The organism is Synechococcales cyanobacterium CNB (assembly GCA_030263455.1).
GTDB lineage: Bacteria > Planctomycetota > Phycisphaerae > Phycisphaerales > UBA1924 > CAADGN01.
The window spans coordinates 50,238-64,157 of sequence record SZOZ01000003.1; the positions used below are offsets into that span (position 1 = coordinate 50,238).

The window sequence follows — 13,920 nt, forward strand, 5'->3', positions numbered from 1 at the left end:
CCAAGGAGGCAAGCCGTGGACCTGTACATCGACACCGCGAACCTCGACGAGATCCGCAAGGCCGCCGACCTGGGCGTGCTGGACGGCGTGACAACGAACCCGTCGCTCATCGCGAAGGAGGGGGTGGACTACGTCAAGCGTCTGGCGGAGATCTGCGAGATGGTGAAGGGTCCGGTCTCGGCGGAGGTGATCGCGACGGACTACGACGGGATGGTGCGCGAGGGGCGCGAGCGGGCGAAGATTGCGGGGAACATCGTGGTGAAACTGCCGAGCACGATCGCGGGCCTGAAGGCGTGCAAGACGCTGACGGACGAGGGCACGCGGACGAACATGACGCTCTGCTTCCAGACGCTGCAGGCGCTGATGGTGGCGAAAGCGGGTGCGTTCCTGGTCAGCCCGTTCATCGGGCGACTGGACGACGTGGCGACGGATGGGATGGACCTGATCCGGCAGATTCGGCAGGTGTACGACAACTACGGGTTCTCGACGAAGATTCTGGCGGCGTCGATCCGGCACCCGCTGCACATGGTGCAGTGTGCGTTGTCGGGCGCGGACGTCGCGACGGTGCCGTACAAGGTGATCGAGCAGGTGATGCAGCACCCGCTGACGGACGCTGGGCTGGAGAAGTTCGTGGCGGATTATCGGAAGGCGTTCGGTTGAGGGAGCGTCTATTCGACCTCGAAGAGGAACTCGATCTCGACTGGCGCGCCGAGGGGGAGGTCGATGGAGCCGACGGCGGCACGGGCGTGACGGCCGGCTTCGCCGAAGACCTGCTCCATGAGTTCGCTCGCGGCGTTGGCGACCTGGGGCTGGGCGTGAAAGCCGGGTTCGCTGGCGACAAAGACGCCGAGGCGGACGACGCGCTTGACGGCGTCGAGATCGCCCACGACGGAGCGCAGAGCGGCGAGGCCGTTGAGGGCGCACTGGCGGGCGCAGTCGCGTGCGGTTTCCTGGGAGACTTCGCCGGGCACGCGGCCCTGAGCGATGAGTCGGCCTTCGCGCATCGGGATTTGGCCGCTGACGAAGACGAGGTTGCCGGTGCGGACGGCGGGGACATAGGCGGCGACGGGTTTGGGCGCTTCGGGCAGCGTGATGCCGAGTGCCGTGAGTCGTGCCTCGGGGCCGCCGGGAGGTCTGATCGTTCTTTGTTCGGTCATGGGTGATCTCTGTGAGGAGAAAGGTGAAAGTGGGGGGCTTGTTCGGCAGGATACCGGAACCATCGGACTTGACATGCGAACCGGAGTCTGTAGGGTAGTGCAGCACACGCGCGTGCTTGGTGAGTTTCGAGGCCCGGAAGCAGATTTTCATGCTCTCATTGACGGTCTTCGAGCCGTCGCCAGTCATCCCGGAAGGGACCGACACTCACCGACAATTTGACCCGGCCGTGAGGCCCGCACCACGGGGATCGACTGCGCCCGTGTGTTCGGACTGATCGGTCGGCGTGCCAGACGGAATCGTGGGTGCATCGCCCCGGTCTGTCCTGAGCGTCGCGGCTCTCGCGTGAAGCGTGCTCGCGGCGTTCCGGGGGTCCGGTTCGGTGGCCCGGGTGTCGGTTCAAACCGCGGTCGAACAACACCGGCGCGGGCGGGTCACGTGAATCCCGCCTCATTCGCGCCAGAGATTGGAGCGTTTTACCATGAAGCGTCGTGCGTTCACCCTCATCGAGCTGCTGGTGGTGATTGCGATCATCGCCCTGCTCATCGGCATTCTGCTGCCTGCTCTCGGCAAGGCCCGCGCCAGCGCCCGCCAGCTGAAGGACAGCACCCAGATTCGCGGCGTTCTGCAGGCGATGGTGATCTTCGCGCAGAACAACCGCGACGAGTACCCGCTGGCGAGCCGGCTGGACAAGAACAACGCGACGGTTCCGGCCGGCGCGGACCCGGTGACGAAGGACGTGACCCGGCACCTGTTCTCGGTGCTGATCTTCAACGGGTTTATCCCGACGGAGATTCTGATCAGCCCGGCGGAGGTCAACGGCGACATCCGCCAGTTCCAGGGCTACCAGTTCGACCAGCCCGAGAAGGCGCAGGTGAAGGAGCAGGCGCTGTGGGATCCGGGCTTCCGGGCGACCCCCGAGGACATGGGCATCCAGGGCGACGCGGACGGCAACCCCGGCTCGTTCTCCTACGCCCACACCCCGCCGTTCGGCAAGCGCAAGGCGAAGTGGTCCAACACGTTCGTCTCGACCGAGCCGGCGCTTGGCAACCGCGGCCCGGGCTACACGGGCGGCGGCGGCAACAACCCGTGGACGCTGATCAAGGGCGCCAACGGCGGCGCACCCGGCTACGACGTCGAGATCGGCGACACTTCCAACACGCTGCTCATCCACGGCTCGCGGACCAAGTGGAGCGGCAACATCGGCTACAACGACAACAGCACCAAGTTCGAGACGGAGCCGGACCCGGACGGGCTCACCTTCTCCTTCCTCGACCTGCCCGCCGCGCAGCGGACCCAGAACGACAACATCTTCGTCAACGAGGACGACAAGAACCGCACCAAGCGTGACTCGCAGAACATGGGCGGTCAGAACGACGGCACGAACGCCTACATCCGCTCGTACGCCACCGTGACGAACGCCTTCGTGATGAACGTCTTCTTTGACTGATCCGCGGATGGGCGGGCGATGATGCCCATCCCTGTTCGTCGGTCTACAGAACCCATCGGGTCCGTCGTCGAAGGGCGGCGGACCCGTTTCACTGCCGTACCCCGTGGGCGAGGCATCGACGGAGGCCAGCCATGACCCGCTGCCGAACCCGCACGCCGCGAGCCTTCACGCTCGTCGAACTGCTGCTCGTGATCCTGATCATCGCGCTGCTGCTCGGCATCCTGCTGCCGACGCTGGCCGGGGCGCGCGAGCGGGCGCGCCGGTTCAAGGACTCGACGCACGTACGGGCGATCGCGCAGGCGTTGACGGTGTGGGCGGGCAACAACGCCGGCGCGTACCCGCTGCCGAGCAGGCTGGACCTTTCGGACGCCACGGTCTCGAAGGGGAGCAACCCGCCGTTCGTGAAGGACAACCTGGCCAATGTGCTGTCGGTGCTGATCTACAACGACGTGCTGACTGTGGAGCAGTGTCGCAGTCCGCTGGAGGTGAACAAGAGCATCCAAGTGGACTACCTGTACGAGCGTGCATCGCCTCAGAAGGCGGTGCGGCCGGAGGCGGCTGTGTGGGATCCGGGGTTCTGCGGGTTCCCGGGGGAGCAGAACTCGTACACGGGCGTGGGGCTGGGGCGTCGTGATCCGAACATCGGCAACGTTTCGTATGCGATCATGCCTCCGCACGGGGCGCGGATCGAGCGATTCGCCGGCTCGTTTGACCCGCGTTCTGTTGTTGCGGGGACGCGCGGTCCGCGCTTTCTCGGGCAGCCGGGGGAGTGGACGCTGGCGCCCGGGCCGACGGGGTCGGGTTCGAACACGCTGAAGTTTTTCCCGCCGAAGACGGAGTGGCGCGGGCACGCTGCGATGGGTGACGGGAGCGTGGAACTGCTGACGCGTGCGGACCCGGAGGAGATTCCGATCACGTTCTCGGCGGCCACGGGCGGAGTCGCGCGGGACCGCGCGTACGGGGACAACATCTTCGTCAACGAGAACGACCTGACGGGCGACCAGCTGAGCGAGAGCGTGCCCGGCGACCAGCGCAACGCGCTGATTACGATCTTCGGGAACGTGACGGTGAGCCAGAACCAGGCCGGGATGACGCTCTTCCGCGACTGAGGGCGTGCGTTACTTCCTGAGCGCGCGTATCCAGCCGAGGAGCATCAGCACGAGTCCGCTGAACAGGCAGGCCACGACCGCGCCGCCGACCGCGCCGACGGCGGCACCCGTCCACGAGGGCAGGCCGGCGAGAAGACCGCTGCCGGACAAGGTCCAGTGGCCGATCAGCGCGCCGAGCAGCGCTCCCGCGATGACGATGACGGCCTGGATGAGGTTGTCTCGCCAGCGCATGGAGGGCAACATGCCGACGGTCTCGGCGACGCGTTGATAGGTTTCGAGGCCTTCGGATTCTCGTGCCTTGGGGCCGAGGGGTCCGGGGTGTGTCGGTGGTGCTGGCGGCGAGGGCGGTTCGTGGTTCATGCCGTGCTCCCGGTCGGGTTCACTCGGCCTTGCGAAGCCACTCTGCTTCGAGTTCCTCGACCTCGGCGGCGAGGATACCGCGCTGCTCCTGGAGGGAGGCCGATTTCTCGGGATCGCGCCAGGTTGCCGGTTCGGCGAGCGTTTGGTCGAGTGCGGCGATTTCGGCCTGGAGTTCGCCGAGCCGGTCCTCGATCCGCTCGACGGACATCCAGGAGAAGCGGGATCGAGCGGCGTTGGTTGGCTTCGAGGTATCGGGGGGCGGGGTGCGTGTCGGTGTGGTCTGCCTGGCTGCGTCGGCGCGTTGTTCGATTGTTTCCGGAGCGGGCGTTGCCGCATTCGAAGATCGCGCGCGTTTCACGAGCCATTCCGAGTAGTTGCCGATGAAGATTTCTGCGCCACCGCGGCCGTCGAGGACGAGGAGCCGGTCGCAGAGTGCGTCGATGAGTGCGCGGTCGTGGCTGATGAGGATGAGGGTGCCGTCGTATCCGCCCTCGGGGGCGAGGGCGTCTTCGAGGCGTTCTGCGCTGGGGATGTCGAGGTGGTTGGTGGGTTCGTCGAGGACGAGGAGGTTCTTTGCACTGGCGAGCATGGCGGCAAGTGCGGCGCGGCTTCGTTCGCCGCCGGAGAGGGAGCGGAGGTGCTTGTCCTGTTCCTCGCCGCTGAAGAGGAACGCGCCTGCGAGGTCGCGCGACTCCTGCTCGCTCATCGTGCGGCCGCCGCTCTCGCGGGCGACGGCCCACTTGAGGTACTCGACGACGGTGAGGTCTGGGTCCGCGTCGTCGTGAACCTGGCGGAGATAGCCGACGATGACCTTGCTGCCGATGCGGACCGTTCCGGTGTCGGGTGCGATCTCGCCGAGGAGGCAGCGGACGAGGGTGGTTTTCCCCGCGCCGTTGGGTCCGATGACACCCCAGCGTTCGCCGCGTCCGATGGTCACGTCGAGGTCGTGGAAGAGGACGCGTTGGGAGCCGTCGTCGTTGCGGTAGCGTTTGCCGAGGGCGCGCGCGGAGGCGACGACGTCGCCGCTGCGTTCTGCCCTTGGGAGTTCGAGCTGGAAGGTGGCGAGTTCGGCGGGCCGTTCGAGGCGTCCGTCGGCCTTCTCGCGGTCGAGGCGTGTTTCGCGTCCGCGAGCCTGTTTGGCGCGTTGCCCGGCCTTGAAGCGGCGAATGTACTCCTCCTCCTTGCGGAAGCGTGTCTGCTGGCGTTCGTAGGCGCGCATCTGGGTCAGGCGTCGCTCGGCGCGGAGTTCGCGGAACTTCGCGTAGTTTCCGGGGTACTCGATGAGCCGGCCCGCCTCGACTTCGACGATGCGTGAGACGACATTGTCGAGGAGTCGCCGGTCGTGGGAGACCATGACGACCGCGCCTCGGAAGTCGTCGCGCAGGAAGGTTTCGAGCCACTCGCGGCCGTCGATGTCGAGGTGGTTGGTCGGCTCGTCGAGGAGGAGGAGGTCGGGGTCTTCGAGGAGGAGGCGTGCGAGTGCGAGGCGGGCTTTCTGCCCGCCGGAGAGCACGTCGGTCATGAGGGAGAACTGCGCGTCGGTGAAGCCCAGGCCGTGCAGGACGGCGTCGACGCGGTGGTCGATGACATACCCGCCGGCGGCCTCGATCCTGCGTTCAAGCTCTTCCTGGCGGCGCATGAAGCGGGGGAGGGCGTCACCGTGCGCGCCGGCCATGTCGTGGAAGAGGGCGTCGAGTTCGTGGTGCAGGCGTGAGAGTTCCTCGAACGCACTCGCGGCCTCCTCGCGCACCGTCCTGCCCGGCGTCACCTGGACGACCTGCGCGAGGTAGCCTGCGCGTGTGCCGCGCTGGAGGTTCACGTCGCCGGAGTCGGCCGGGAGCGAACCGGCGAGGACGCGGAGGAGGCTTGTTTTGCCGGTTCCGTTTCGTCCGACAACACCGACGCGCTCGCCGGCCTCGACGCTGATGGAGCAGCCGTCGAGGATGACGGCGTTGCCGTAATGGAGGCGGAGGTTGGCGGCGGCGAGGAGGGGCACGGGACGATCGTATTGCGCGAGGCGGACCCGAACATCCCCCCGCCGGAGCGGGGCATAGAGTTTCGCGTGCAGACCAGATCCGATCCGATGTCCGAGTCGCCGACCGTCCCGTCGGTCGAATCGTTCCCGCCCGCGCCGGTCACGCTCCGGACGCTGCGGCGGATGCGAGAGCGTGGTGAGGCGTTCGCTTGCCTGACGTGCTACGACGCGACGACGGCGCGGTGGCTTGCGCGGGCCGGGGTTCACGTGCTGCTGGTGGGGGATACGGCGGCGGAGGTGATCCTCGGGTATCAGCGCACGATCGACATGCCGCTTGAGGTTGCGATCGCGTTGACGGCGGGGGTGAAGCGTGGCGCTCCGCACACGTTCGTCATGGCGGACATGCCGTTCATGTCGTACCAGGCGGACGAGGCAGAGGCGATCCGGAACGCGGGGCGTTTTCTGACGGAGGGGCTGGCGGATTGCGTGAAGGTCGAGGCGAATGCGTCGTTCGGACCGCTGGTGGAGAAGATGACCCGTGCGGGGGTGCCGATCTGCGGGCACGTGGGGAGTCGGCCGCAGACGGCAGCGCTGACGAGCGGGTACACCTCGGCGGGGCGGACGGCGCAGCAGGCGGAGCGGTTGGTGGCGGATGCGGTGGCGATGGAGCGTGCGGGCGCCGTCCTGCTGCTGGTCGAGGCGGTGCCGAACGAGGTTGCACGGCGGATCATCGAGGCGACCACGGCGCCGGTGATCGGGATCGGGGCGGGTCCGGACTGCCACGGGCAGGTGCTGGTGCTCCAGGATCTGCTGGGGCTGTCGGAGCAGGCGCCACGGTTCGCGGAGCCGGTGGCGGCGTTGGGGCCTGCGTTCCAGTCCGCGGCGGCGGAGTGGGTCCGCAGAGTCTCGGAACGGCGCGTTGGGGGGGTGCGGTACGAGATGCTGCCGGGAGAACTGGAGCGGTTCCGCAGCCGCCCGGCTCGGTCACCCGAATAAACTGCGTCGGACGAGCGCGGGCGGCCTGCCCGCGCAGGAGCACGGAGGCAGGAGGCCTTTCATGCGTCGATTCGTTGCAGTCGGACCCGCGCTGGTGGTCGGCCTTGTCGCCTTGCTCGCGGTTCTCACGGTTCCGGCGTTCGTCCGACAGGTCGGGTACGCGACGACGTCGGCCCGCATCCTGCACGCGCGGCAGTCGCTGGAATCGGACGACATCCTGGACCGGATCAGCCGGGCGACGCGCGCGGTCGCGGATGCCGTTTCGCCGTCGGTTGTTCACGTTGAGGTTCGCACGAACGCGGGGCCTTGGCTGTTCGGATCCGGGTCAACGGGGTCTGGGTGGGTGTACGATGCGGAGGGGCACGTGGTGACGAACGCGCACGTGGTGCGCGGCGCGGACGCGATCCGGGTGCAGATGTCGGACGGTCGGCTGTTCGAGGCGACGCTGATCGGGGCGGACCCGTTCACCGACATCGCGGTGCTGAAGGTGCCGACGGCGGCCGGGCTTTTCCCGGCGACGCGCGCGACGGGCGTGCGGTTGCAGCAGGGCGACCAGGTCTTCGCGTTCGGCTCGCCGTTCGGGTTCAAGTTCTCGATGTCGCAGGGCATCGTGTCGGGGGTGGGGCGTGAGCCGCGGGGCGCGGTGGCGTCTGCGAACGGGTACACGAACTTCATCCAGACCGATGCGGCGGTGAACCCCGGCAACTCGGGCGGGCCGCTGGTGGATTCGCGCGGGCGCGTCGTCGGGATGAACGTCGCGATAGCGACGGGCACGGAGTCGGAGGGGACGACGGAGGGCCAGTCGGCGGGCATCTCGTTCGCGATTCCGCTTGCGACGATCGAGTCCGTCGTGTCGCAACTGATCGAGCATGGTTCGGTGTCGCGCGGGTTGCTGGGCATCACGTTCTCGCAGCGATCAGGCGCGGCCCTGACCGAGCGGTCGGGTTACAACGGCTACGGGGTTCTCGTCGAGGGCATCTCGCCGCAGGGACCGGCGGAGCAGGCGGGGATCCGGGTGGGGGACGTGATCGTGGCCATCGAGGGGGAGATGGTGACTGGGGACGGGGTGTTGCGTTCGCTCGTATCGAACGTCCAGCCGGGGAACCCGGTGCGGGTGCGGTATTGGAGGGAAGGCGAGTTCTTCGAGACGACGGCGATGCTGGCCGAGAATCCACGGGGCAACCTGGTGAACGCGTCGGTGATCGAGGCGTTGGAGTCGGCGGGGCTGTACGTGCGTGATTCGCTGGATGCGCGGCGTGGGCGAATCGCACTCGACGAGCGGCCGGACGTGATCGGCGTGCGTTCCGGCTCGCCCGCGGAACTGCGCGGCTTCGCGGCGGGGCAGCGCATCATGGCGGTGAACGGCAGGCCGGTGCGGTCGGTGGGCGAGCTCATCGCCGCGTTGGACGAGGCGGGTTTTCTGCTGGGGCGGCGGGCACGGTTCACGCTGAGCGTGCCGGGCGACGAGGCGAACCCCAGCCCCGAGCCGAGAGACGTCGAGCTCCGGCTCGGGCGTTGATGGTCAGTCGGCGGCCTCGATCCTGACGCGGACGGGGGTTCCGAACGCGGGGACGAGCGATCGGTCGGCGATCCACTCCGGCTCGTCGATGACGGACTCGGGGTTGTAAACGGCGCGCCAGGCGATGACCTCCGCGCCGAAGGTGTGGAGGCCGACAAGGGTGCCCTCGCCGTCGGCGTCGTAGCGTTCTTGTCCCTGCCGCTCGACGATCCGTGAGCCGGCGAAGACCCAGCCGCCGAGGGTGTCTTCGCTGAGTCGTCGGCCCGACTTCACGTTCACGACCCAGTCGCTCACGGGGACGCCGGTGTCGTCGTCGTTTGCGAAGATCAGGACGCGGACGGCGTCGCCGCGCGGCGGAACGCGGACCAGTCGGCGTTCGTCGTCGTGGGTGAACGAGCCGGGCGCGCCGGCGTCCAGCCCGATGAGAAGGAGGGCGGCGTGGACGTGCGAGGGGAGCGCTCGCGTCATCACGAGCGCCTCGTGCTCGCGTGTGTCGGGTGTGCAGACGACGATTTCGAGGAAGACGTCCGGGGTTTCCGGGTGATGGCAGTCGATGGGCACGATCCCTTCGATCTCGACGGCGCGGCGTGCGACACTGACCCGAACGCCGGGGAAGGCTTCGGTCCAGCCGTTGTCGGGAGCGACAGCGGGCGGTGCAACCGGTGCATCGGCCGGTGTTGCCGGCGCGGTGGCGCTCGGCCGGGCGGTGCATCCGGCGAGCGTGCCGAGTGCGGCTAGCCAGAGGAGTGGGCGCATCGCGTCGCCTCCGCGCGTTCGAGGACGAGGCGGCAGAAGGCCTCGCCGCGGCGCTCGTAGTTCTCGAACTGATCCCAGGAGGCGCAGCCCGGGCTGAGCAGGACGACGTCACCCGGGCGCGCTCGCTCGAACGCGCGTGAGACCGCGGCGTCGAGCGTGCCGCAGGGTTCGGCGTTGGTGGTGGCGGCGCGGGCGAGGGCGTCCCCGGTCGCACCGATCGTGTAGAGGCCGGCGAGGCTGGGGGCGGCCCGGGCGATCGGGGAGAGGTCGATGCCCTTGTCGTAGCCGCCGGCGATGAGATGGATTGGGCCGAGGGGGCGCACGGCGTCGATGGCGACGAGCGTGGCGTCGGGCGTCGTCGCCTTGGAGTCGTTGAAGAACCGGATGACGCCTGCGCCTGCGCGTGCATCACAGACGGCCTGGAGGCGGTGCGGGAGTCCTTCGAAGGCACGGATGCCCCGCTCGCAGGCATCGGGGTTCGCGCCAGACGCCTTGCACGCTGCGAGGGCGAGGGCTGCGTTGGCGGCGTTGTGCGCGCCGGGAACGCGCAGGGCATCGACACGGTTCGATGGATCGACGAGCGTTCGTTGCACGCCCGTTGCGGACGGCCATTCATGCACGCTCGAGCCGAGGACGCAGGCGTCGCCCGGCAGCTGGAAGGCCAGAATTTTTCGCTTTGAGGCTTCGTAGTGTTCGAGCGAGCCGTGCCAGTCGACGTGGTTGGGAGCGAAGCCGGTGACGGTGGCGACGCCGGGGGACCAGCCGGTTTCGCCGAGCCAGTGGAGCATGGCGCTGGAGAGTTCGAGCACGATCCAGGCGGCGGGGTCGAGCGTGTCGAGGTTGCCGAGGAGGGAGCCGCCGATGTTGCCGCCGAGAGCGACGGGGCGTCCCGCGCTTGTGAGGCCGGCGGCGATCATGGCGGCCGTGGTGCTTTTGCCGACGGTCCCGGTGACGCCGATGACGCGCTCGCGTGCGGAGAGCCGCTCGACGAGGAGGGCGATCTCGGTGGTGACGTGGACGCCGGCGGCGCGAGCGGCGCGGAGGAAGCGGTTGTCCCAGGGCGTGGGAACGGCGGGGTTGGCGACGACAAGGTCGCGGGTGGTGAAGTCGCTGACGTTGTGTTCACCGAGCCGGAGGCGCACGCTCCCCGCGTCGATCAGGTCCGCGAGAGCGGCGATGGAGGCACGGAGTCGATCCTCGGGTTCGAGGTCGGTGACAAGGACGTCCGCGCCGCGCGCCGCGAGCCAGCGAGCGACGCCGACGCCTCCGCCGAAGCGGCCGAGTCCCATGACCGTGGCCCGTGCGCCGTCGAAGTCGCTCATCGTTGTGCTCTCGAACGGGTCGCGATCCACTCGGTGTAGCGGGCGAGCAGTTGCCGCGCAGCCGGCCCCGGCTTCCCGTCGCCGACGGGTCTGCCGTCGAGCTCGACGACGCTCGCCACGGTGGTGAGTGTGCCGAGCAGGACGATCTCGCGTGCTTCGCGGAGTTCGACCGCGCGAACCGGGCGGGACTCGACGGCGGGCGCGAACTCGGGGAGGAGCGCCCTCGTGACGCCGGCGAGGATCGGTACGCTGTCGAGGGAGGGCGTCGCCATGCGACCGAGTGCATCGACGACGACGACGTTGCAGGTGCAACTCTCGCCGACCAGTCCGTCGCGGACCATGATCGCATCGTCCGCGCCGCGTTCGCGTGCCTCGGCGGCGGCGAGGACGTTGCCGAGGAGCGAGATCGACTTGAGCGTGCCTCGGAGCCATCGGCGGTCTTCCGTTGTCGCGGCGCGGACGCGGGCAGGCTCGACGCACGTGGCCAGGCCCGGGGTCGGGACGCAGTAGCCGAACACGGTCGGTCGCATCGGGCGTGCCGGGAGGCGGGTGCGGACGGGGTCGTCTGGTCCGGGCGTGCCGCGTGTGACCTGCCAGTAGATGAAAGCGTCCCGGATGCCGTTGGCGGCGAGCAGTTCGTCCGTCAATCGTTGGAGTGGGGAGGCATCCCAGTCGATCCGAGCCTCGGCGAGTCCCCGGCTGATGCGCGCGACGTGGCGGTCCATGGCGATGACCCACCCGTCGAACGACCGCAGGCCTTCGTAGACGCCATCACCGAAGAGGAAGCCGCGATCGAAGACGCTCACGGCGGCGCGCTCGCGCGGCAGGAGTTCCCCGTTGAGGTGGACGATCATGCGGGAGGATAGAGGGATCGAGGCGGGATGGCAGTGGGGTGTTCGCGCGGGGGGAGCGGATTCCTCGATGCCGGATGCCTTGATCCAGTTCTTCACATCAACGCCACGGGGTCGACGTCGATGGCGGTCTTTGCGTCGCTGAGGAGCAGCCCTGCCGAGCGTGCGGCGGCGAGCATGGACTGGATGGAGGCAGCGGTGGGGCCGTAGGCCTCGACGGCGAAGCGGTAGTGGCCTGCGATGCGCGAGATGGGGCAGGGCATCGGGCCTTCAACGCGGACCGAGCGTCCGCCGGATTCGCGCAGTGCGTCGGCGAGTGCGCGGGCCGCTTCGCCCGCCTTGGCCGAGTCCTCGTCGCGGCAGACGATCCGAACCATGCGTGTTGCTGGTGGCAGGCGAGCGATGCCGCGCTGGTGGAGTTCCTCTTCGGCGAAGGCGGGGTAGTCGTGTGCGGCGGCGTGTCGGATGGGCGGGGCGTTGGGCTCCCAGGTCTGTACGATCACGCGGCCCGGTCGCTCGCCGCGACCCGCGCGGCCGGCGACCTGGCTGACGAGTTGGAAGGTGCGTTCGGCGGCACGGAAGTCGGGCATGGCGAGGGCGGTATCCGCGCTGACGACACCGACGAGGGTGACGCCGGGGAAGTCGAGGCCCTTGGCGATCATCTGGGTTCCGAGGAGGAGTCGGACTTCGCCGCGGCCGAAGCGGGCGAGGGCGTCTGCGTAGTCGCGGCCGGAGCGCATGGAGTCGGAGTCGATGCGGAGCATGGTCCGTCCGGGTTCGAGGGTTCCGGGGCCGAAGGTGCGGGCAAGTTCGTCTTCGAGGCGTTGTGTGCCCGCGCCGAGGCGTGAGACGGCCAGGCCGCACACGGGGCAGACCGCGGGGACGCGCTGCTCTGCGAGGCAATGGTGGCAGCGGACCACCCCCCCCTTGGGGAGGGATCGGCCGAGGTGCAGGACCATGCCCGCGTCGCAGTGGTCGCAGGTCATCACCCAGCCGCACCTGGCGTTGGGGCAGGCGAGGTAGTGGGCGAAACCGCGGCGATTGACGAGGAGGATGACCTGCCCGTTGTCGCGCAGGGTCTCGGCGATGGCGTGCTGGAGCGTTGGGCCGAGGGAGGCATCGCGGTCGCCGCCGAGTTCGGCGCGGGCGCGGCGTTCTTCGCGCATGTCCACGATCTCGACGGGCGGGAGGCTGCCGGCACCGACGCGATCGGGGAGTTCCCAGAGTCGGTAGCGATCGGCCCTGGCGTTTGCCCAGCTTTCGAGCGAGGGGGTCGCGCTGCCGAGGAGGACGGGGCAGTTTTCGATCCGTCCGCGCATGACGGCGACATCGCGCGCGTTGTAGCGAGGCACCTGGTCCTGCTTGTAGGAGGCGTCGTGCTCTTCGTCGACGACGATGAGTGCGAGGCGGGAGAGCGGGGCGAAGACGGCCGACCGCGCCCCGACGACGACGCGGGCGGAGCCTGAGGCAGCGCGTGCCCAGGCGGCGTGGCGCTGGGTTGCGCTGAGGCCGGAGTGGAGCGTGACGACGCCGTGTTCGCGGAAGCGTGCTTCGAAGCGTGCCGCGGTCTGCGGGGTGAGCGAGATTTCAGGGACGAGGACGAGAGCGCTTCCTTTCATGTGGAGCACGCGGTCGATGAGGCGGAGGTAGATCTCGGTCTTGCCGCTGCCGGTGACGCCGCGGAGGAGGTGGACGCCGAACGCGTCCATGCCTGCCCCGATGCCCTGCACGATGCGATCCTGAGCCGGCGTGAGTTCGACGGGGTGGTCTGCTTCGACGTAGAGACTTCGTGGCGGGCCGGCCTCTCGGACGGTCTCGCGGTCGGCTTCGAGCAGCAGCCCGGCGCGGATGAGGCGGTTGATGGCTCCCAGGGTCTTCTCGCCGATCCGGGCGGCGAGGTTGCGCGGCGAGAGCGGGAACGCCCCGGGCGGCATCGCTCGGATGGCTTCCCAGGCGCGGCGTGCCGAGGGCGTCAAGTCGGGGGGCGTTTCCGGCGACTCGGCGGGGGTCAGTTCCGTGACGACCCTGCGTCCTGCCCGGCGTTTGACCGCGGCAGGCATCATGGTGGCGAGTGCCATGCCGAGCGGGCAGACGTAATAGCGAGACATCCATCGGCCGAGTTCGAGCATGGGTTCGGGCAGATGAGCGGTGCCCGCGGCGAGGAGGGACTTGACACGGTCGGGGGCGAACCCGTCGAGCAGTTCCTCGCCGCCTACGGCGACGACAATGCCGCCGGCAGGCTTGTCCTTTCGGCCGAGGGGGACGTTCACGCGCTGGCCGACGATGACGACCTGCGGCGACCAGTAGGTCAGTTCGCCCGCGCCCTCGATGCCGCGCTCGACGGCGACGCGCACATAGACCCCGCCCTCGCGCGGGTGTCCGCGTTCCTCGCGTCCGAAGAGTGTCTCGGCCATGATTCTGCGTACA

At 68.9% G+C, this 13,920-nt stretch carries 12 protein-coding genes; 5 read left to right on the forward strand and 7 right to left on the reverse strand.

Annotation, left to right across the window (positions count from 1 at the left end):
• The first annotated feature begins 15 nt into the window (after positions 1-15).
• Positions 16-660, forward strand: coding sequence for a fructose-6-phosphate aldolase (gene fsa, locus FBT69_04585; GenBank protein MDL1904077.1), 645 nt, complete (start codon positions 16-18; stop codon positions 658-660).
• An 8-nt stretch (positions 661-668) separates the two neighbouring features.
• Here the strand turns inward: fsa and FBT69_04590 are convergent, their stop codons facing one another.
• Positions 669-1,157 carry a RidA family protein gene (locus tag FBT69_04590; protein ID MDL1904078.1) on the reverse strand — a complete coding sequence of 163 codons (489 nt, stop codon included), beginning with the start codon at positions 1,155-1,157 and terminating at the stop codon, positions 669-671.
• A gap of 479 nt (positions 1,158-1,636) precedes the next feature.
• Here FBT69_04590 and FBT69_04595 point away from each other — a divergent pair, with 479 nt between their 5' ends.
• Positions 1,637-2,605 (forward strand): prepilin-type N-terminal cleavage/methylation domain-containing protein, encoded by a 969-nt coding sequence (locus tag FBT69_04595; protein ID MDL1904079.1) that lies wholly within the window; start codon positions 1,637-1,639, stop codon positions 2,603-2,605.
• Positions 2,606-2,736: 131 nt separating this feature from the next.
• Positions 2,737-3,714, forward strand: a complete 978-nt coding sequence (locus FBT69_04600) for a prepilin-type N-terminal cleavage/methylation domain-containing protein (GenBank protein ID MDL1904080.1) — start codon at positions 2,737-2,739, stop codon at positions 3,712-3,714.
• Between the two features lie 9 nt (positions 3,715-3,723).
• Here the strand turns inward: FBT69_04600 and FBT69_04605 are convergent, their stop codons facing one another.
• Complete coding sequence (locus FBT69_04605) at positions 3,724-4,074, reverse strand: hypothetical protein (GenBank protein ID MDL1904081.1); 351 nt, start codon at positions 4,072-4,074, stop codon at positions 3,724-3,726.
• A 19-nt stretch (positions 4,075-4,093) separates the two neighbouring features.
• Positions 4,094-6,316, reverse strand: a complete 2,223-nt coding sequence (locus tag FBT69_04610) for an ABC-F family ATP-binding cassette domain-containing protein (protein MDL1904082.1) — start codon at positions 6,314-6,316, stop codon at positions 4,094-4,096.
• On the opposite strand from FBT69_04610, the gene panB reads away from it, so the two are divergent.
• Both panB and FBT69_04620 read left to right on the forward strand, forming a co-directional pair.
• Positions 6,035-7,045, forward strand: coding sequence for a 3-methyl-2-oxobutanoate hydroxymethyltransferase (gene panB / locus FBT69_04615; GenBank protein ID MDL1904083.1), 1,011 nt, complete (start codon positions 6,035-6,037; stop codon positions 7,043-7,045). The two genes, FBT69_04610 and panB, sit on opposite strands and share 282 nt — an antisense overlap.
• A 61-nt stretch (positions 7,046-7,106) precedes the next feature.
• Positions 7,107-8,564, forward strand: a complete 1,458-nt coding sequence (locus FBT69_04620) for a PDZ domain-containing protein (protein MDL1904084.1) — start codon at positions 7,107-7,109, stop codon at positions 8,562-8,564.
• A 3-nt stretch (positions 8,565-8,567) separates the two neighbouring features.
• Here FBT69_04620 and FBT69_04625 read toward each other — a convergent pair whose 3' ends face one another.
• From FBT69_04625 to priA, 4 genes are all read right to left on the reverse strand, one after another.
• Entirely contained in the window at positions 8,568-9,320 is a 753-nt protein-coding gene (locus FBT69_04625) for a hypothetical protein (protein MDL1904085.1), read from the reverse strand.
• Positions 9,299-10,642, reverse strand: coding sequence for a UDP-N-acetylmuramoyl-L-alanine--D-glutamate ligase (gene murD / locus FBT69_04630; protein ID MDL1904086.1), 1,344 nt, complete (start codon positions 10,640-10,642; stop codon positions 9,299-9,301). Before murD ends, FBT69_04625 begins: the two co-directional genes overlap by 22 nt.
• Positions 10,639-11,496, reverse strand: a complete 858-nt coding sequence (locus tag FBT69_04635) for a D-amino acid aminotransferase (protein ID MDL1904087.1) — start codon at positions 11,494-11,496, stop codon at positions 10,639-10,641. Before FBT69_04635 ends, murD begins: the two co-directional genes overlap by 4 nt.
• A gap of 92 nt (positions 11,497-11,588) precedes the next feature.
• Complete coding sequence (gene priA / locus FBT69_04640; GenBank protein MDL1904088.1) at positions 11,589-13,907, reverse strand: primosomal protein N'; 2,319 nt, start codon at positions 13,905-13,907, stop codon at positions 11,589-11,591.
• Positions 13,908-13,920 lie beyond the last annotated feature (13 nt).